Raw genomic sequence first — 20,004 nt, 5'->3', positions numbered from 1 at the left:
TCAGCCACGCATTGCCTTCAGGAATCGCTCGGTCGGACGGGTCTCTCGCCACGCGCCACCCGGCGGAAGGCGAGCGAACCCACAAACGTCAGCGCGGCCATCACGGCGGCGGCCGCGAACGCGGCGGTGACGCCGGTGACCAGCAGCTGCCGCGGTGACCCTGTCGCGTCCCGTGAGGCCACGCCGAACACCGTGGCCAGGACGGACAGGCCGAGCGCGGTGCCGGTCTGCTGGATGGTCTGCAGCGTGCCGCCCGCCGCGCCTGCGACGCTCGGCGGCGCCTCGGACATGACGATCACGCTCAGCGGCATCAGGGCCAGGCCGGTGCCGCACCCCATGAGGACCGCCGCGAGGAACACCGTCGGGAAGTACCCGGTGTCCTCGGTGAGCCGGGTCAGCAGGAGCAGCGCGGCGACCAGGCACGCGGAGCCGGTCAGGGTGACCGGCTTGGGCCCGACCCGCTTGAGCAGCCGCGGCACCCACTGGATCAGTACGAACATCAGGACGGCCGCGGGCAGGAAGGCCACGCCCGTCTCCAGTGGGCTCGCTCCGCGGACGTCCTGCATGTACAGGGAGAGGAAGAAGAGCATCGGGATGCTCGCCATGTAGCCGACGAAGACGTTGGCGTAGGCGGCCGCGCGGTTGCGGTCGGCGAACAGGAGCAGGGGAAGCAGCGGCTGCGGCGCCTTCCTCTCGACGGCGATCAGCACGCCGACCAGGCCCGCCCCCGCGAGGAGCGAGAGGCACGTCGTCGCGTTCGCCCAGCCGTCCGATGCCGCGCTGTGGAAGCCGTACACCAGGGCGGCCACCCCGGCGGTCGCGGTCAGCGCGCCCGGCAGGTCGAGCCGGGCGGGGTGGCGCGGAACGGCGGGCAGGAACCGCGCGGCGAGGACGACCGCCAGGCCGCCCAGGGGGACGTTGATGAACAGCACCGAACGCCAGCCGAGCCACTGCGTCAGGACGCCGCCCACGATCAGGCCGATGGCGAAGCCCGCCCCGGCCATGCCCGAGTAGAGCGCGAGGGCCCGCATCCTGGCCTTCGGCTCCGTGAAGATCGAGGTCAGCAGGGCGAGCGCGTTGGGACCCGCCATCGCGGCGCCGACGCCCTGCAGGACGCGCGCGGCGATCAGCCACCCGGCCGTCGGAGCGAGAGCGCCGAGCAGCGAGGCCGCGGTGAACACGCCCACGCCCGCGAGGAACACCCGGCGCCTGCCCAGGAAGTCGCCGGCCCGGCCGCCCAGCAACAGCAGCCCGCCGAAGACCAGGGTGTACGCGTTGCCGACCCAGGACAGTCCGGTGGCGCTGAAGTGCAGATCGCTGCGGATGCGGGACAGCGCCACGTTCATGACGGTGCCGTCGAGGATGATCATCAACTGGCAGGCGAGCAGGACGGTCAGCACGATCCCGGTGCGCAGCCGGGGGGAGCCCGCGCCGAGGGCCGCTTCCGGGGGCAGGGCAGGGTCCGGGGGCAGGGTGGCGTCCTTCATCAGCCCACCGAGATGCGCAGGATCTTCCTCCTGGCATCGACCGGATAGGACGAACGCCCGTGCACGACCCGGCGGTTGTCCATCACCAGGACCTGCCCGACCCGCCACTCGTGCGCGTACATGACCTCGGGGCGGGCCAGCAACTCGGCCAGTTCCGCGAAGAGTTCGAGGCTCTGCTCCTGGGTGTGGCCCACCACCGCCGCCCCGAAGTTGCGGCTCGGGTCCTGTGGGTAGTCGACGCCGACGCACAGCGCGTCTCCCCCGGTCACCGGGTCCACCTGCACGGGCGCCACGACGGGATTCCCCTCGGGCCGCTCCACGTAGAAGCCGGAGCCCGCCACCCTCGACCAGTACTCGATGGTGAGGGAGCGCAGCCTCGCCACGAGGGCGTCGGGGGCGGCGGCGAAGAAGGCGCTGCTGCTCGCGACGAGCGTCTCCCCTCCTTCGTACGGCGCTTCGAGGCACTCCAGGCCGACGTAGGAGACGGGGTTCGCGTTGAGGTGTCCGTCGACGTGCATCGGTATCGCGCCGGTACGGAACTGGGAATTGTCGGTGCCCGGCCGCTGCTCCTGGACCAGCTGGGTCCCGAAGCCGTACGACACCTGCGCGCCGAGCGGGGCCATGATGTCCTCCAGCGGCAGCTGCTCCCCCTCGCCCGGCTCCAGTACGACGAAGCCGTACCGCTCCAGCTTCTCCAGGTACGGCGAGGAAGGACCGCGGTCGCACCGCGCGTCGGCGGCCAGGTGCCGCATGTCCGTGGTGGTGCCCATGCCGGTGCCCCTCACTGTGCGGTGTCGGAACGCAGGAACTCGCGGGCGTACTGCGCCGCCGCCGGGCCGAACTGGAGGGCCATGTGCGCGCCCGCCGTATGGATGTCGCGCCACAGGCGCTGCAGGGCACGGCCGGTGCTGTGCCCGCTGGAACCGGACGCCCGCATGAGCCGGTCCACCGCGTCCACGAGCAGTCCCGCCGCGAAGGCGCAGTCCCGCTGGTTGCGCGCCACGTCCGCGCGGTCGACGCGCTCGGCCGTGTCGACGAGCCGCGCGACGCGGTCGAGGACGAGTTCGGCGGCGTCCAGCTCGCTGGAGCTGCGGGCGAACACATCGGCGTAGTGCGCGACCAGGGGGTCGAACTCGCCCTGGCGCTCGTGCAGTTTGTCGCCGACCGACCGCGTCCAGCGCCGCAGTACGCCGCGGGCGGCGCCGAGCATCGGCAGGCAGAAGAGCAAGGTGTTCACCGCGAGGAGCGGCACCGGGCGGTCGTCGTGGCCGGGCCGCGGGTCGTCCACCTCGGCGAGGAGAGCGAGCGGGAACGTCATCGGCTCCTCGACGAAGACCTCGTCGACGGCCACGGTGTGGCTGCCGGTGGCCTGCATGCCGATGTCGTCCCAGGTCTTCTCGACGCGGGCCGCGGAGCGCGGCACGACGAAGACGCGGGGCCCCGCCGTCCCGCCCTCGTGCACCACGCCGGTCAGGAGCAGCCAGTCGGCGTGCTCGGCCGCCGTCACCGAGGGCCAGGATCCCGAGAGCGTCCAGCCTCCCTCGGTGGGCGAGGCGTTGCCGCGAGGGGTGACGCCGCCCGCGATGAGCGTGTCGGGGCCCTTGCCCCAGAGCCGCTTCTGTCCCTCGGGCGGCAGGTGTCCTGCCGTGCGGGCCATCAGCGTGGCGAGGACCGCGCACCACGCGGTCGCGGGGCACTCGGCACCGATGACGGCCGCGGCCCGCTTCAGCTCCGTGAACGTGCGGGCCGGGTCGCCGAACGGCGGCGGCACGAAGTGCGCGGCGAAGCCCGCGGCGACCACCGCGTCGATCACGTCGGGGTGCGGGGTGCGCGCCGCCTCGCTGCGCACGGCGTGCTCGCCCGCAAGGGCGGCGATACGGGGCGCGTGGTCCGCGAGCGACGGGGCCGGGGACGAAGCGGGCGTCATGAGGCCCCCTCCGCGTCGCGAGCCACCGTGCCGGCGAGGATCACTTCCGTGAGCCGGGCGACGGTCACCGGTTCACGGAACAGCTCGGCGCCCTCGAACTCGACGTCGAACCGCTCCTCCAGGTCGGACAGGAGCCGGACCAGGCTCACGGAGTTGACCCCGGCACCGATCAGGTCCTTCTCGTACTCGTCGGGACCGATCCGGTATCCCTGCCCGGCCAGTTCGTCGGCGACCGCCTCGGACACCGTCGATGCGTGTGATGTGTGTGATGCGTGTGATGCGTGTGATGCGTTCACTGGAATCCCCTCTCGATCTCGTCCCGGACACGCCGCGCGTTCTCTGCCGCGAGGACGTCGAAATGCCCTCCGGCCACCTCGACGGTGCGGACCCTCGGCGCCCACAACTGCCAGGCGCCCGGGTCCGGTTCGGCGGGACGCCGTGCGGCACGGAACTCGACGAGCGGCGTCGTGAAGGGGCGCGGCCGCCAGCTCCGCAGCAGCAGCATGTTCTGGCGGTACACCGCGAACCTGTCGCGCAGGGCCGGGTCGCCGCCGACGTCCGCCGCGGCCACGGCCACGCCGCCCGCCTCCCGGACGTCGCCGACGAAGCCGTCGAGCATCGCCTCCTCGCCGTCCGCGCAGTGGCGCGCGGAGCCCGACACCGGGGTGTCGAGGACGACGGCCCGGGCCACCGGGTACGGCGCTGACCGCGCCGCCTCCACGGCGAGCGCACCGCCGAACGACCAGCCGGCGAAGACACAGGGCACGCCCGCCTCCGCGGCCTCGGGCGGCAGGCTCCGCAGGCAGGCCTCCGCGGCCTCGGGCAGCGTCGACTCGCCTGCCCGCAACGGCACGAGAGGCAGATCGAAGCCGATCACGTGGACGTCGACATCACCCGGCAGGCCCCGGATCAGCTCGGCGTAGCACGCGACGCCGCCGCCGACCGGCGGGAAGAGGACCACGCGGCCCCGCGGCCGCGCCACCGAGCGCGGGGCGAAGCTCCACACCGCGGAGCTCCGCACGCCGCGCGCGGCCCCGCACAGCCCGGCGAGGCCGGTCACGGTGGGGTCGGCGAGGAACCGTCCGAACGGCACCTCGTACCCGTATCTGCCGCGCAGCAGCGAGAGCAGCCTGATCGCGTCGACGGAGCTGCCGCCGCTCTCGAAGAACCCCTCACGCCCCGCGGCCCGGCCGAGGACCTCGGCCCAGCAGGACTCGACCTCCTGGACGTGCGGCCCCCTGCCGCGCGGCTCCGGTTCCGGCGACGCCACGGGCGCGGCCGCGGGCACGGACGCGAGGCGGCGCTGGTCGATCTTGCCGTTGGCGGTCAGGGGGATCTCGTCGAGGGCGACGAGCGCGTACGGGACCATGTACGCGGGCAGTTCGTCCCTCAGCCCCGCCATGCACCGCTCACGCCAGGCGGCGGGCGCGTCCGCCGACAGCGTCACGTAGGCGGCGATGCCGCTGCCGTTCCCGGTGACGCACGCGGCGCAGGAGCGCACGAACTCCAGGGCGTCGAGCCGCGCCTCGATCTCGCCGAGCTCGACACGGTGGCCGTTCACCTTCACCTGGCTGTCGGCGCGGCCGAGGAACTCGACGACGCCGTCCGGGCCGCGGCGGCCGCGGTCGCCGGTCCGGTAGATCCAGCCGTGCTCGGGGTGGACGGCGAACGCGTCGGCGGTGCGCTCCGGATCGTTCAGATAACCGTCGGCGACGCCCTCGCCCGCGATGTGGATCTCGCCGATGTGCCAGTCCGGGCAGGTCCTGCCGTGCGCGTCCAGGACCAGGATGTCCTGGCCGGGCAGAGGCCTCCCGTACGGGATCGAGCGGCCCGCGCCGTCGGCCGCCGTGACCCGGTGGTGGATCGACCAGATCGACCCCTCGGTCGCGCCGCCGAGGCTGATGACATCGGTCCCCGCGGACATCTCCCGCAGCACCGGGGGCAGTTGGAGCGGAATCCAGTCCCCGCTCAGCAGGTAGGACCGGAGCGAGGGCAGGGCGCCGCCCTCCTCCGCGAGGAGCGCGGCGAGGGCCGGGGTCGAGTTCCAGACCGTCACACCGTGGTCCTTGACGGTCCTCGCCCACGCCGACGGGGTCCGCGCGGCGCCCTCCGGGAGCAGCACCACCGTCGCGCCGACGAGCAGCGGGCCGAACACGTCGTACACCGACAGGTCGAAGCCGATCGACGACACCGACAGGACGCTGTCGGACGGTTCGAGGGCGATCAGGTCGTTGAGCGCGTCGACGGTGTTCAGGACCGCGCCGTGGCGGATGACCACGCCCTTCGGCTCCCCCGTCGACCCCGACGTGAAGATGACGTACGCGACTTCGGACGCGTCCGGGGCGGGCAGCGGGGTCCGCCGTCGCGGGCCGGGAGCGCGCGTGACGGGGCACACCCCGCGCCCTCGCCAGGCGTCGGTGTCGCCCTCCTCCGCCTCGGTCACCGCGAACCGCAGGCGGGCCTGGCGGGTGATCCGGTCCAGACGCCCGGCGGGCAGGCCGTGGTCCAGCGGGATGTAGACGCATCCGGCGAGCAACGCCCCCAGGATGGCGACGACTTGGGCCCGGCCGCGCTTGAGGTGGACCGCCACGTGGTCGCCGGGGGCGGCTCCTGCCGCCACCAGACGTTCGGCCAGGTCCGTGGCGGCCTCGACCAGCGCGGCGTAGGTCAGGTCGCCGTCCTCGTCGCGGACCGCCGTCGCGTCGGGCAGCCGCTCGGCGGTGCGCAGGAAGCGCTGGTGCAGCGTTTCGGCGCCGGGCGCGGGCGGGGACGAGGGCCGGGGCGGGCGCATCGTGGTGGCCACCGGCCCGACGGGCTCGCTCGCCCCGGACCAGCCCGCCTCACCCTCCGCCAACTGCGCGACGGTCAGGGCGTAGTCGTCGATGAAGGCGTCCACGAACCCGTCGTCGAACGCGTCGGTGCGCCAGTCGAAGCCCAGGCGGATGCTGCCGTCCGCGTCGATGCCGACCTGGTGGTCCAACAGGACCTGGGGCACGCGCAGTTGAATGCCGTCCCACACGCGCCGCAGCCCGGCCGCCGCCTCGCGCCCGCTGTCGAGCTCCACCGAGGTGAAGGCGAACGGGTACCGCAGGCGCCGCCGGTCGCCGGACGGGTCCGCCAGGCGCGCGATGTCGAGGCCGCTGAGGGACGGGTGCAGCGCGTGCTCCAGGAAGCGGCCCTGCACCTCGCGCGCGAGATCGACGAAGCGGCGCCCCGCGCGCTCCGGCACCGCCAGCGGGACGGTGGTGCCGAAGTTGCCGATCGCGGACCCTGCCCCGACCTGCTGCCGCTGCGAGTGCACGACGGTGATCGTGTGCGCCCTGTCTCCCCCGACCGCGCCGAGCAGCGCCCCGTACACGCCGAGGAAGACCATCGGGACGGTGAGGCCGTGCAGCCGGGCCCGCTCGGCGATCGCGGTCGCGGTGGGCGCGTCGACGACCAGCATCCGGTGAGCGACCGCGCGGCCCGACTGCCGCCAGCCCGGCCGCAGCGGCGCCTGCGCGGCCTCCGGGAGATCCTGTGCCACCGCGCGCCAGTAGCGTTCGTCGCGCTCCCGCCGCCGGGCTCCCGGACGGCTCGCGGCGGGCGCGGGTACGGGTGCGGGTGCGAGTGCGGTGGTGCCGCTCCCGGCGCCGGGGGCGACCAGCGCTTCGAGGAAGTCGGTGAGCGACGCGGCGTCCATCAGCCACAGCGCGTAGACGAGGTGGAGCCTGGCCCTGCGGGGCGAGCGCACCACGGTGACCTTCAGCTGCGGCCAGGCGTCGAACGCGAGCCCGTCGGAGCGGAACTCCTCGCGCACACCGGCGTCGAGGGCGTCGAAGGAGTCCTCCGTCGCCGACAGGTGGGTCACGGAGACGGTCGCGTCGGCTGCCGCCACCGGCTCGGGCATCAGGTCGTCACCGACCTTCAGGCGCAGGACCGGGTTCTCGCGTACGAGACGGTCCAGCCGCGCCTGGATCCCGTCCACGCGGGAGACGTCCACGTCGCAGGCGAGGTAGTAGCGCGCGGGGCTGCGCAGTTCGAGGCCGTCCTGGTCGCCGACGAGGTAGGCGCGCTGGATGGGCCCGAACGGATACGCCGCCGCCTCGTGTTCGCGCAAGGCCGAGGGGTCAGGCACGGGGCGCCCCCTCCCCCGTACGGATCGTCCGCAGCAGTCCGCGGTGGACGCGGGCGATCTCGTCGCCGCCGACGATGCCCTTCCGGTAGTAGTAGGCCACGACCAACTCGGCACCGGACATCTGGAGTTCCCCCTGCAGCTGGTAGGGCAGGGCCCGGCCGAGGGCCCGCGGCTGCCACGACCCGAGGTCGCGGGCGCGCAGGTCGCGCGGCATGGGGCGCTGGTTGAACAGGACCGTGGAGAGCGGGAAGCAGTCGCCGCCGCCCAGGCCGAGGTCGTCGACGCGCTGGTCGAACTCCCAGCCGCTGTGCACGGCACCTTCGGTCAACTGGCATGCGAACTCAGTGGTGTTGGCCCGCAGCGACGCCTCCCCGGGACCGCGGACGGTCAGGGTGGTGGTGAACATGCCGACCGTCTCGGTGCCGGTCTCCCCGCGGCTCTGGCTGATGACGACGATCGGCAGCCGGTCGAAGCCGAAGGTGTCGGCGACCGCCCGCTCGAACGCGGCGAGCACGACCGTGAACGCGGAGACCCCGAGGTCCCGCGCGATCCGGTGCACCTCGCGTGTGCACAGCGTGCCGAGCGGCAGGGAGAGCAACTCGCCCTGGGGGCCGCCGTTCTCGGCGGATTCGGGGAGCCGGGCCTGGGTGACGCCGTCGAGCAGCTTGCGCCAGTAGGCGGTCGACTCGTTCGGCAGTTCCGAGCGCTCCGTGGCGAGACAGTAGTCGCGGTAGCTGTCCGGAAGCACTCCGGCGTCCAGGCCACGTCCGGTAAGGAGCGCGTCCAGCTCACCGGTCAGGGTGTCCATGCTCAGGCCGTCCACGAACAGGTGGTGGACGACCAGGACGACCGAACTTCCGTCGGTGCCCTGGACGAGCACGGCCCGCATCGGCGGTGGTGCCGTCGGGTCGATCAGCCGGGACACCACCTCCGCGCGGGCCTTCTGCACGCTCTCGCGGAACGCCGCCGAGTCCACGGGGAAGCCGGTGTCCACGACGGCGACCGGACAGGACAGGTCCGCGGCGGCGGTGAAGGTCTGGTGGTGCCAGTCGGCGGTGAGGGCCAGGCCGAGCGCGTCGTGGCGCGCGAGCAGGGTGCGCAGGGCGCCCTCGACGACTGCCGCGGAGGCGCGCTCGTCGAGCTTGATCTCGCGGGAGAGGTTGCACCAGTTGCCGTTGCCCTTGGGCATGCAGATGCGGAGGTAGCCGACCTGGCGCGTGGAGAGGGGGTAGCGGGTGCGGGGCGCGGCGGTCGCCGGCGCCTCCTCGGTGGTCCCGGCGGTCCCGGCGGTCCCAGCGGTCCGAGCGGTCCGCGCCGGGGCGGAGGCGCCCTGGACGCGCCGCCTCCTGTCGATCTCGCGGGCCAGCGACGGCACGTCCCGCAGGCCGAAGCACTCCTGGACGGTGAGCTGGATCCCGTACGCACGCCTGATCCTCGCGACGGCCGTGACCAGGTCGAGCGACGAGACGCCCGCCTCGGTGAAGCCACCCGCGCCACCCGCGCCACCCTCGCTACCCGCGCCACCCTCGCTACCCGCGCCGCCCTCGCCTCCCAGCACCTCGCGGAGCAACCGCTCGGTCCCCGACGACCCGGTGCCGCCCACCGGTTCGTCGTCCGCGCCGTCGGCGGTCGGTGCGTCGAGGGAGTCGAGCAGCGCGCGCCGGTCGACCTTTCCGCTGCGCAGCATCGGCAGGTCCGGCCGCACGTGCAGGGCGAACCTCGGCAGGCCCCTGCTCCTTCCCTCGGCGAGGACCGCCGTGCGCAACGACTCCGGGCCGCCCTCCTCGGCGGCCGCGACGAACACCTGCGGCCCCTCGCGGTCCACGACGACGCACTGGCGTACGCCGTCCAGGGCCTCGACGGCGTCGACGAAGCCGTGGAAGGAGACGCGTCGGCCGCCGAACTTGATGTCGTTGTCACGGCGACCGAGGATCACCACGTCGCCGTCGCCGTCGTCGCGCCGGAAGCCGAGGTCACCGGTCGGCAGCGGCGCGGGGAACGGGTCCACGCGGTGCACACCATGGCCGTCGCGGTCGCCGTCATGGCCGTCGCGGTCGTCCTCGGACGCGCGGCGCAGCAGCCCGAGCGCCGGAGCCTCGACGGCGAGGACGACCTCGCCGATGCCTCCGTCGTCGGGCTCGGCGACCGTCAACTCGACGCCGGGGCGCGGCTTTCCGACGGGCGTCGACCAGGCCTCGCCGCCGTCCGACGGGAGACGCTGGACGTCACGCCGGTACAGCTGGGCGAGCGTGGCCTCCGTCTGGCCGTACAGGTTGACGATCTCGGCGTTCGGCGCGAGCGCGGCCCACTCCTCGACCACCCGTCGGCCGAGCACCTCACCGGCGAAGAAGAGCAGCCTGAGCTCGGGCAGTCCCGCCTCGGCCAGGCGCGGTTCGCGGGCGAGGCACGCGGCGATCGACGGCACGAGGAAGGCCGCGGTCGGGCGGCTATCGACCAGGTGACCTGCGAGACAGGACAGGTCCAACTGGGCGTCCACGGGCGGCAGTACGAGCGTTCCGCCGACGCCGAGCACGCCCAGGAGCTCCCGCAGCGAGGGGTCGAAGTTCACGCGGGTGATGGCGGCGACCCGGTCGGCGGCCCTCAGCTCGAACTCGCCGCGGAACCAGCCGAGGAAGTCCGCCAGGCCCCGGTGGCTGCCCACCACGGCCTTGGGTTCGCCCGTCGAGCCGGAGGTGGGGATCACGTAGCCCGCGTCGGCGTCCCGGAACTTCCTTACACGACCGGGCACTTCGGGCAGGGAGTCGATGACGACCCCGCCTGTGGCCGCGTCGAGGACGATCTCGGCCGTGCCGTCGCCCGTCCCCCGGTACAGCTCCACCGGGGTGACGTCGCTGCTGATCACCACAGCGGGGCGGGTCCTGCCGTCGAGCCACGCGTACTGGTCCGGGGTCAGCCCGGCGTCCACCGGCACCGGCACCGCGTCGGCGCGCCACGCGGCGAGGAGTCCCACCACGTACGCGGGCGAGAGCGGACCCATGACGAGCACGCAGGCACGGGCCACGCCGAGCGCGTCGAGGCGGCTCGCCAACTCCGCGACGGCGGAGTCCAGTTGGGCGTGGGCGAGCTGTCGGCCCTGCCATTCGACGGCCGTCACGAGGTGCGCGCCCCGGCGCCGCCCCGGACGACCCGCTTCACCGCTTCGTAGTCGGTCTTCCCCACGGGCGTGCGGGGAAGGGACGCGGCGAAGGCGTACTTCTGCGGGAGTTGATAGGGGAGCATCCGTGCACCCATCTGCTGTCGGACCGCGTTCGGGTCGCAGGTGGCGTCGCCGACGACCAGGGCGGCGATCTGTTCGCCGCCTTCGCCGTCGGGCAGCCCGACGACGGCGCAGTCGGCGACGCCTTCGCAGGCGCGCAGGGCCGTCTCGACCTCGATCGGCGCGACCTTGTTGCCGGTGACGTTGATGAACGTGGACTTGCGGCCCCGGATGAACCAGCCGTCGGGCTCCGCCACGACGAGGTCGTGCGTGCGCAGCCAGCCGTCCACGAACATGGCCGCTTCCGCCTCGGGGTCGCGGTAGTACCCGCGCGCGAGCGCGGGCCCGCGGACCAGCAGCTCGGAGCCGCCGTCCGTGCTGTCCGTACCGTCCGTGCCGCCCGGATCGAACCGCCAGTCGATGCCCGAGATGGGCAGGCCGATCGTCCCCGGCCCGGTGTTCTTGGCGTCGTACGTGATGATGCCGATCTCGCCGAGCCCGTACCCCTGGCGCAGCGGCAGGCCGAACCGCTCGCCGAAGCGGGCCTGGGTGTCGGCGCTGATGGGCGCGCTGCCGGTGAGGGCGAGGCGGAGCGAGCCGAGCGCCGCCCTGTCGACGCCGTCCGCCGCCACCAGCATCTGGTACATCACCGGGAGCCCGCTGACGATGGTCACCGCGTGCTTCTGGATCACCCGGGCGAGGCCGCGTGCGGTCAGCTGTCCGCCGCGCGTGAAGACCGCCTTCGCGCCGTTCAGGAAGGTGGGCAGGGCCAGGACGTCGATGCCGTGCCCGTGCCAGAGCGGTAGGGCGCACAACACCACGTCGGACGAGGTGAGTTCGCCTTCAAGGGACCAGGAGCGCACGCGCTCCATCACTGCCGCCTGGCTCATGACGATGCCCTTGGGCACGCCGGTCGAGCCCGAGGTGCAGTGCACGACGAAGTCGTCGGGGCGGTAGGCGTGGGGCCTGCGGGAGCCGTCGCCCGAGCCGCCGGCGACCGGCTCGACGCCCCCCTCGCCCACGAGCAGGTCCAGGTCGAACTTGGCGGCCAGACGCGCCTGTTCCTCCGGCGTCGCCCTGCTGTCGAGCAGTACGGCGACGTACCGGACCTTGGCCGCCGCGAAGTAGGCGGCGACGAAGGTGAGCGGATCGTCCACCGCCAGGCCGACGACGGGCCTGGCCCCGGCCGCGCCGCCGAGCGACTCCGCGTGGGTGTCCACCGCTTCGAGCAGTCGGCCGTACGAGGTCACGGTGCCGTCGTGGCCGACCATCGCCGGAGCGTCCGGGGCCGCCTCCGCGACGGCGCGCAGGGCGGCGTAGACCGGGGCGCCGGTCATGACGTGGCGCTCGCGGCCTCGTGGTCGTGCGTTCCGAGGACGTTGTCGAAGTGCCGGTGCATCGCCTTGGCGCCGAACGTCGCGCGGTGCACCGCCTTGGAGTCCTCGCGGGAGTTCTCCAGGGCCGACCGCATGGGGTTCGTGAGGACGCGCTTGGTCGCGGAGAAGGCGACCTTCGGGTACCGGCCCATGCGCCGGGCCCGCTGCATGGCACGGTCGAGCAGGAACTCGGGCTCGCACGTCTCGTCCACCAGGCGCAGGCCGAGCGCGGTCTCGGGCGCGATGGGCCGGCAGGACATGACGACGTGGCGGGCCATGTCGTAGCCGACGGAGGTCGAAAGGATCGTGGCGGCCATGGACGCGCCGATGCCGTGTTCCAGCTCCGGCATGACCAGGTCCGCGCGGGTCGACATGACCTTCCAGTCGAACATCATGGCCAGTTGGAAGCCGAGGCCGATCGCGTGCCGGTCGATCGCGGCGACCGTGGGCTTGCCGGTGTCCAGGACCGAAAGATAGAGGTCGCTGCACCAGTCGATGGTGTCGTTGACCGCCTCGTCCGTGGCGAGCCGACGGGCCTCGTTGAAGTTGCCGCCCGCGCTGAAACATCGGTCGTGGCCGCCGCTGACCACGATGGCGTCGACGCCGTCGTCGGCGTCCGCCTCACGGATGATCTCCATGAAGAGTTCCGCCATCACCTTGCCGAACGGGTTGGTCGGCTTCTCGTGCGCGAGCGTCAGGACCCTCGTCCGGTCGACATCGACGACGTCGATCAGCGCCATGTCTCAACTCCCCTTTCCTCAAAGGTCATCGCGAAAGGTCATCGCGAAAGCTCATCGCGGGTGCGGTCAGCGGTTGTCACGGTTGGCGCGGTTGTAGGCGGATATCGCGGCCTCCAGGCACTTGTCCGAGTCGACGGGCTCGTGCGGCGACGCGGCGAGCGCCTCCACCAGCTCCAGGCCGACGAGGTCGTAGAACCGCTCGACGTCGACGGTCGGTACGCCGATGAGGCGCGCGACGGCTCCGTCCAGGTTCGCCTCGACACCACTGCCGTGGTGCAGGGCCTGCTTGGGACGCCAGGCGATGGCGTCCGGCAGGATCCGTGTCGCCGCGAGCCGCATGTGCCCCTTCTCGCGGTCGCGGTGGCGCATGACGCCGGGCACCGTGTCGAGAGCGGCCTGGATGACGGGCGTGTTCCAGTACATGTGCCGCAGGACGTAGCCGTGCGCGGCGGCCGAGATCCCCGACAACTCCCCTGCCAGCGCGGCGCCTTCGAGACACTCGCGGACGGCCTTCCGCAGATCGGGGACGGGCCCCGCCTCGACGCGCAGACCGGAGTTGATGAAGTCGGCGCCGACGCCGGTCAGCACCGTTCCCCGGGGAATCCGCCCCTGCTGGTAGACCGCGACGAGGTTGACTCCCCCTGCGACGGCCTCCCGGCTGGGGCGCCCCAGCATGCGCACGGTCTCCGGGATCGCCCGGAGGATGTCCTCCTCGGACAGGTCGAGATGCTGGACGGGCATCCCCAGGTGGGCGCCGAGTTCGTCCGCGGCGGCGTACTCGTTGCCCCACGGTGTGCCCAGCGTGGCGAGGTGGTCGAGGATCCCCGCCTCCTTCGCGAGGGCGGCGACGAGCCCGGAGTCGACGCCGCCGGACACCACGGCGGTGACAGGCCCCGGTTCACCGGCGGTGACGATCTCCTGGCAGAGGATCTCGATCTGCCGGTCCCCCGCCTCCATCGCGGTCTCGCCGATGACGGGAGAGGCGTGCCAGGTCTGCGCGACCTGCTCGGTGACCTCCACCGCCGTCCCGGCCGAGGCGCGGGCGAAGGTGACGATCCTGCCGCCGCCGATCTTCCGTACGGAGTCGCGGACGGCGCGGGCCTGACGGCGGGCTCGGTCGGGCTCGGGCCCGGAGTCGGTGAGGAAGTCGGTGAGGACCCGCGCGGTCACCTCGGCGAGGTCGGTCCCGATCAGGACGCGGTCCGCGCCGGGCTCGGCCCAGTAGTACAGGATCGTCGGGTTCTGCCTGCTGGTACGGACGACGACCCGGTCGCCGGTCCATTCGATGGTGTTGCAGCTGTCGGCGCCGCCGGAGGGCAGCGGCCAGGAGCGGTCGAGCTCCTCGACGACGAGCCGCCCCGTCTCCCGGGGGCCGGCGGTGCCGAGCCGCGTCTCCAGGCCGCCGCCGGGCCGGTTGCGGATGTCGAGCAGCAGCGAAGGGAAGCTGTCCATGTCGTCCCCAGACCTCAGGAAACCGAAAGGCGGACCATCTTGCGGGGCTGGCCGGGGAAGGCGGCGCGACCGTGGACGAGCTTGCGGTTGTCCAGGATCATCACCTCGCCGACCTGCCAGGAGTGGGCGTAGAGCACGCTCGGCTGGTGCAGCGCGTCGCTGATCCTCTGCATCAGCCGCGCGCTCTCCTCCTCCGTCCAGCCGACGACCAGCGCGTCGTGGGTGCGCTGCGGGTCGTCCGGGTCGGTGAGGCCGACGACGATCCGCTTCTCGCCGGTCTCGGGGTCCCTCTGCACGGGCGCCACCCGGGGGTGGTCCCCCTCGGCCCTGTCCTTGTAGTAGCCCGAGATCCGGTTGCGGTACTCGATGACGATGCCCTCCATGATCTCGACCAGATCGGCGGGGGCGTGCGCGAAGAACGCGGCGGCACTGGCGACGAGGGTCTCGCCGCCCCCGTCGGGCGCCGTCACGCACTGCATCCCGATGTACTTGACCGGCGGGCCCTCGTTGAACGCCGCGTCGACGTGCAGCGGCATGCCGCGCGTCGTGAACTGGACGTTGCCCGAGTCCTGTTGGGGTTCGAGGGTGAGCTTGGTGCCGAAGTGGTACTCGACGGGATCACCCAGGCCCAGCATGATTTCGTCGAAGGTCCGGCCACCCAGGCTGTCGGGCGTGAGAACGACGAACCCGCACTCGTCGAGCCTGTCGCGCAGTTCCCCGGGATCCTTGGACGTGCACACCGCGCGACGCGCGATGTCTGCCATGTGATGCGTGCTGATGATCTTCACCCCTCCGTGATCGGTCGTACCCGTCCCCCTCGTGCGGCCATGGCGGGGATGCTGACGCACACCCCTGACAGCGGACTGACAGACGCCGACGCGGCTCATCAAGGCGCCGACGCGACTCGTCGGGCCGGGCCGGGCCGGGTCGGGCCGGGCCGGGCCGGGTCGGGTCGGGTCGGGTCGGGTCGGGTCGGGTCGGGCGTACGTCAGCGGGGATCGGCGCCCACCAGGCGCACCGGGTCGCCGAAGAGGACGACCATCTCGCGCTCGCCCTCGTAGGGGTCGCGACCGTGCGCCATCCGCAGGTTGTCGACCACCAACAGGTCGCCGTCCTGCCAGGGTTCGCTCAGCCCCGCGCTTCCGTAGGCCTCGTTGATGGTGTCGACGACGCCGGTGGGGATGGTCTCCCCGTCACCGTCCCCGTACAGCGTCCGGAAGGGCAGGCCCTCGACTCCGTAGAGCTCCTCCAGGTGCTCACGGATGATGGGGTCCAGGGACGACTCGTGCAGGAACGCGGCCTGGTTGAACCAGACCCGCCGGCCCGTCGCGGGGTGGCGCAGCACCGCGGCGCGGTGCTGGCGGGTGCGCAGGCCGCCGTCCTCGGTCCAGGTGCAGTCGACGGCGTTCTCGGCGCAGTACCGCGTGACCCGGTCCTTGTCGTCGGTACCGAAGGCCTCGGTCCAGGAGAAGCCGAACTCCAGGTAATTGCGGGCCAGTTGCCACCCCTCGCGCTCGAAGCGCTCGACCAGCGCCGCCGGCAGGAGGTCCAGGACGCGTTCCCCGTCGGCCACGGCGGCGACGCCACCGCTGCGCGGTGCGCGCAGGCAGCCGAACAGGGCGGTCGACGGCACCACGGCGGCGTAGCTCAGTTCGTGGTGCATGCAGAGCTGGTCCTCGGAGGGCCAGTCCGACGCGGAGTAGACGTCGTCGCCGTGGGCCTGACGGCTGGTGAAGCCTTCGCGCTCGGCCATGGTGACCACGCCCAACGCCCGTCCCGCCGCGGCCAGATCGGCGGGCGAGGCCAGGCCGAGGCCGCGGACCAGGACCGCGCCGTGCCGGGCGAGCAGGGCCCGGATCTCCGCCCGGGGCAGGTCCGCGGCGGCCGGGGCCGCGGCCTGCGGCAGCCGCAGGACCGGGATCCGGCCCTCGGTGAGCGCCAGGTCCCAGCCGTCGGGAACGGCGTCGACCACCGTCGGCTCGTCAACCGTTGTCATTGCGCTGTCTCCAGTCCGGTGTCGGGTCACGCCGCCTGATGCGACTTGAGGTCGAGCAGGTCCGCGGCGTCGCTGAGGACCGGGGCCTTGGCCAGCTCCTGTGCGGTCACCGCGTTGTCGAGGGCGATCACCACGCGCAGCAGGGCGATGGAGCTGCCGCCCGCGTCGAAGAAGTGCGTGGCGCGGCCGATGCTCTCCACGGGGACCTTGAGCGCCTTGGCCCACAGCGCGGCGAGCCGGTGCTCGGTCGGCGTGCGCGGGGACTCCGCGGCGGCCTCGGGCGAGTCGGCCGCGGCCTCGGGCGCGGTCTCCGCCTGCCGCGCGAGCAGCTTGCGGTCGATCTTGCCGTTGGGCGTGAGCGGCAGCGCGTCGAAGTGGTGGAACCGGCCGGGCAGCATGTACTCGGGCAGGGAGCGGGCGAGGGCCGCGCGCAGCTCGTCGTCGGGGAGGGGCTCGGCCGCGGCGTAGCAGCCCTCCAGGCGGCGTACCCCTTCCGCGCCCACGACCACGACGGCGGCGTCACGGACCCCGTCGACCCGCGCCAGCTGGTTCTCCACCTCGCCGATCTCGATCCGGAAGCCCCGGATCTTGACCTGGGCGTCGCGGCGGCCGAGGAACTCCACACGGCCGTCGGGCAGCCAGCGCCCGAAGTCGCCCGAGCGGTACAGACGGCCGCCGGGGTGGTCCGGGTCGGGGAGGTACGCGGCCTCGGTGCGCTCCTCGTCGTTGATGTAGCCGCGGCCGACGCAGACCCCGGAGAAGACCAGCTCTCCCGGCGCGCCCAGCGGGACTGGCCTGAGCCGCTCGTCGACCACCAAGACCCGGACGTTGCGGACCGGCCGGCCGAGCGGCACCGACGCGCCCTCGGGGGCGCGGCGCAGCACCTCGTGGTTGGTGTCGTCGGAGGTCTCGGTCAGGCCGTAGGCGTTGACCAGCGCGATGTCGGGCAGCGCGGCGAACCAGCGCTCGGTCAGCTCCTTCTTGAGCGCCTCGCCGGTCACCGAGACGCAGCGCAGGCGGGGCAGCGCGCGCGGGTGGCGGCGCAGGTGCTCCAGGACCACCTCCAGGTAGGAGGGGACGAGTTGGGCGACCTCTACCTCGCGCTCGGCGAGCAGCGTGACGAAGCGGGCGACGTCGAGGACGTCGCGCTGGGCGACGACGACGGTGCGGCCGCCCATGGCCAGGCCCGCGACCAGCTGCCACAGCGAGATGTCGAAGCACTGCGGCGCGGTCTGCGAGACCACGGTCCCGGCCTCGACGCCGAGGTCCTCGATCTTGGCGAGGAGGTGGTTGAGGAAGCCCTCGTGCTCGCACATCGCGCCCTTGGGCTGCCCCGTGGAGCCGGACGTGAAGTAGATGTACGCGAGTTGGTCCGCCGCGACGGGCAGGCCCGGGTCCGCCAGGTCCTCGTCGTCGCGGGCCTCGGCGAGGACGTCCGCGACGACGTCCACCCGGACCTCGCCGAGCCCGGCCGACGCCTCGGTCAGGCCCGCGCTCACGCCGCGCTGGGTCAGCACCTGGCGGCAGTCGCCGCGGGTCAGCATGGCGGTGATCCGGTCGACGGGGAACTGCGGCTCGACGGGGAGGTAGACGCCGCCCGCCTTGAACACCGCGAGGACGGACGTGAGCCACTCCAGGTCGCGTTCGGTCACGACCGCCACGACGTCCTCGTCGCGCAGGCCGCGTCGGCGCAGCGCGTGGGCGACCCGGTTGGCCCGCTGGTTCAGCTCCCGGTACGTCAGGGAGCTGTCCTCGAAGACGGCGGCGACGTCGTCGGGGCGCAACCGCGCCTGCTCCTCGAAGAGTTCGTGGAAGCGCCGGTCGGGCAGCTCGCGCCGGGGCCCGGCGAGGGCCTCGCGCTGGTACGCGGCCTCGGCCGCCGAGACGGGGTTCCACTGGTCCTGCGCGGACTCCGGGCGGGTGCCGAGCTCTTCGAGGGCGGAGATCAGATAGCCGGCGACGCGTCCGGCCACGTCGGCGTCGAAGGCGTGCAGGCGGTAGTTCAGGGCCAGTTCGAGCCGGTCGCCCCGCCGCACCAGGCCCGCGGCGAGGACGGTGTCGGGGGCGAGGTCCACCACGTCCGGCAGGCGTCCGGCCACCACGACGGTGTCGAACAGGGCGTCCTTGCGGCCGAGTTCGGCCCTCGCCAGGTCCAGCGTGCCGGAGCGGTGCCGCTCCGTGGCGGTCTGCGCGACGGCGGCGGCGCCGAGCAGCTCCTGCCAGGTGCCGTCACCGACGTCCACGGGGCAGGGCAGGGGGGCCGTGTCCGTGTCGGGGGTGAGCGGCGGCACGTATCCGGTGACCACGGCCGGCTCCCCGGTGACCGCGGCGATCACGCGGGCGCAGGCGGCCAGCAGCAGCGTCTCCAGGCGTACGTCGACCCGTGCGGCGAGGGCGAGCAGCGCGGCCGACTTGCCCGCGGGCAGCACGGTCCTGCGCTCGGCGATGCGGTCCTTGGGCGGCGGCACCTCGGTGCGCCAGCTCGGTACGGGGGTGAAGCGGCTGCCGTTCAGGACGCCCCGCCAGTACGCGAGGGCCTCCCCCTCGGACGTCGTCGGCCGCTGTGGCCGGTCCCCGGATCCGCTCTGCCTAGCCGTCACGAGCCTTGCCCTCCCTGATGGATATCCGGCGGGGCCGGACATGAGTGAATATCCGGCGGAACCGGATGCGCGCAGAAGAACCGGATGCGCGCGGAAGAAGACGGGAATCCGAACGCCTGGTGTATTCGAGGGAACGAAGGAACCAGGAATCGTCAGGAATCCGCCTGGAATCGCCAGGAGTCCGTCAGGAGGCCTGGCTCGAATAGGCCTGGCCGGAATAGAGCGGAGTGCGCCGCGGCCTGCCGAACACCACGTCCTGCTTCAGGATCGCCTGGTACGTGAGGTGCAGGGCGGGTCCCGGCTCCAGGGCCAGATCGGTGGCGAGCCTGCGGCGCGCGCCGTGGAACACCTCGAGGGCCTCCGCCTGCCGGCCGTCGCGGTAGAGGGCGAGCATCAGGAGCTCGCTCAGCCGCTCGCGCTCGGAGTGCTCGGTGGCCAGCTGGCGCAGTTCGGCCATCGAGACGCGCTCCACGTCGACGGCGAGCTTCGCCGCGGTCAGGTCCTCGAACGCGGTGATCCGGCGTTCCTCCAGGTGGACCGCGTGGATGCGACAGCGGGTGCCCTCACGGGCGTCCATCAGCGCGGGGCCGTGCCACAGGGCGAGCGCCTGCTCCAGCTTCACGATGGCCTCGGCGGGGTTGCGCTGCACGAGGTTGCCGCCGGCCTCGGCGAGGGCGAGGAACCGGTGCGCGTCGACCGACTCGGGGGCCACGTCCAGGAGGTAGCCGTTGCTGCCGGTGCGGACGATCTCGTCGCCCTTGTCCCCGGTGACGGACTGCAGCAGCCTGCGCAGCCGGCTGACGATGGCCTGCAGGGCGTTGCGGGAGTTGGTCATCACCTGGTCCGCCCAGAGCTCGTCCACGAGCTGGTCGAACGGGACGGGCGCCTGGGGCGACATGGCGAGAAGCGTCAGTACGGTGCTCGCCCGCTTCGACGCGACGGCGGACCTTCGGTCTTCGCAGGACAGAGAGAGCGCGCCCAGGACCTTGATTTCCACAGCGATTAACCCCCGTTATCGGCAGCTGGCGTATCCAATGCTGACCAAATTCATGCGCTCGGGGAAATATCACTTGGCCGGCCGCCGCACTCGCC

At 72.9% G+C, this 20,004-nt stretch carries 13 protein-coding genes; all 13 read right to left on the bottom strand.

Annotation, left to right across the window (positions count from 1 at the left end):
• Window positions 1-17 precede the first annotated feature (17 nt).
• The 13 genes from AB0B50_RS31285 to AB0B50_RS31225 all read right to left on the bottom strand — a co-directional run bounded on the left by AB0B50_RS31285 (window position 18) and on the right by AB0B50_RS31225 (window position 19,909).
• Complete coding sequence (locus AB0B50_RS31285; protein WP_362339160.1) at window positions 18-1,487, bottom strand: MFS transporter; 1,470 nt, start codon at window positions 1,485-1,487, stop codon at window positions 18-20.
• Window positions 1,487-2,257 (bottom strand): TauD/TfdA family dioxygenase, encoded by a 771-nt coding sequence (locus tag AB0B50_RS31280; protein WP_362339159.1) that lies wholly within the window; start codon window positions 2,255-2,257, stop codon window positions 1,487-1,489. Before AB0B50_RS31280 ends, AB0B50_RS31285 begins: the two co-directional genes overlap by 1 nt.
• An 11-nt stretch (window positions 2,258-2,268) precedes the next feature.
• The gene (locus tag AB0B50_RS31275; protein WP_362339158.1) at window positions 2,269-3,414 is read right to left on the bottom strand and encodes a hydrolase; all 1,146 of its coding nucleotides are present in this window, start codon (window positions 3,412-3,414) and stop codon (window positions 2,269-2,271) included.
• Window positions 3,411-3,659 carry an acyl carrier protein gene (locus tag AB0B50_RS31270; RefSeq protein WP_362339157.1) on the bottom strand — a complete coding sequence of 83 codons (249 nt, stop codon included), beginning with the start codon at window positions 3,657-3,659 and terminating at the stop codon, window positions 3,411-3,413. Before AB0B50_RS31270 ends, AB0B50_RS31275 begins: the two co-directional genes overlap by 4 nt.
• 47 nt (window positions 3,660-3,706) lie before the next feature.
• Window positions 3,707-7,531, bottom strand: a complete 3,825-nt coding sequence (locus tag AB0B50_RS31265) for an amino acid adenylation domain-containing protein (protein ID WP_362339156.1) — start codon at window positions 7,529-7,531, stop codon at window positions 3,707-3,709.
• Window positions 7,524-10,646, bottom strand: coding sequence for an AMP-binding protein (locus tag AB0B50_RS31260; RefSeq protein ID WP_362339155.1), 3,123 nt, complete (start codon window positions 10,644-10,646; stop codon window positions 7,524-7,526). The genes AB0B50_RS31265 and AB0B50_RS31260 overlap by 8 nt, the downstream gene beginning before the upstream one ends.
• A complete protein-coding gene (locus AB0B50_RS31255) occupies window positions 10,643-12,085 on the bottom strand; it encodes a class I adenylate-forming enzyme family protein (RefSeq protein ID WP_362339154.1) in 1,443 nt (480 codons plus the stop codon). Before AB0B50_RS31255 ends, AB0B50_RS31260 begins: the two co-directional genes overlap by 4 nt.
• A complete protein-coding gene (locus AB0B50_RS31250; RefSeq protein WP_362339153.1) occupies window positions 12,082-12,864 on the bottom strand; it encodes an enoyl-CoA hydratase/isomerase family protein in 783 nt (260 codons plus the stop codon). Before AB0B50_RS31250 ends, AB0B50_RS31255 begins: the two co-directional genes overlap by 4 nt.
• A gap of 66 nt (window positions 12,865-12,930) precedes the next feature.
• Window positions 12,931-14,316, bottom strand: a complete 1,386-nt coding sequence (locus AB0B50_RS31245; protein ID WP_362339152.1) for an asparagine synthase C-terminal domain-containing protein — start codon at window positions 14,314-14,316, stop codon at window positions 12,931-12,933.
• Window positions 14,317-14,330: 14 nt separating this feature from the next.
• On the bottom strand, window positions 14,331-15,080 hold the full coding sequence (locus AB0B50_RS31240) for a TauD/TfdA family dioxygenase (RefSeq protein ID WP_362339151.1): 750 nt from the start codon (window positions 15,078-15,080) through the stop codon (window positions 14,331-14,333).
• A gap of 224 nt (window positions 15,081-15,304) precedes the next feature.
• A complete protein-coding gene (locus AB0B50_RS31235) occupies window positions 15,305-16,312 on the bottom strand; it encodes a TauD/TfdA family dioxygenase (RefSeq protein ID WP_362339150.1) in 1,008 nt (335 codons plus the stop codon).
• Window positions 16,313-16,338: 26 nt separating this feature from the next.
• On the bottom strand, window positions 16,339-18,912 hold the full coding sequence (locus tag AB0B50_RS31230) for an amino acid adenylation domain-containing protein (RefSeq protein WP_362339149.1): 2,574 nt from the start codon (window positions 18,910-18,912) through the stop codon (window positions 16,339-16,341).
• A gap of 184 nt (window positions 18,913-19,096) precedes the next feature.
• On the bottom strand, window positions 19,097-19,909 hold the full coding sequence (locus AB0B50_RS31225; protein ID WP_362339148.1) for an AfsR/SARP family transcriptional regulator: 813 nt from the start codon (window positions 19,907-19,909) through the stop codon (window positions 19,097-19,099).
• Between the last annotated feature and the right edge of the window lie 95 nt (window positions 19,910-20,004).

Origin of the sequence: Streptomyces sp. NPDC041068 (assembly GCF_040647455.1) — a bacterium.
Taxonomy (GTDB): Bacteria; Actinomycetota; Actinomycetes; order Streptomycetales; family Streptomycetaceae; genus Streptomyces.
Note: the sequence above shows the minus strand (reverse complement) of the source record. Positions and strands in the feature narration are given on the sequence as shown.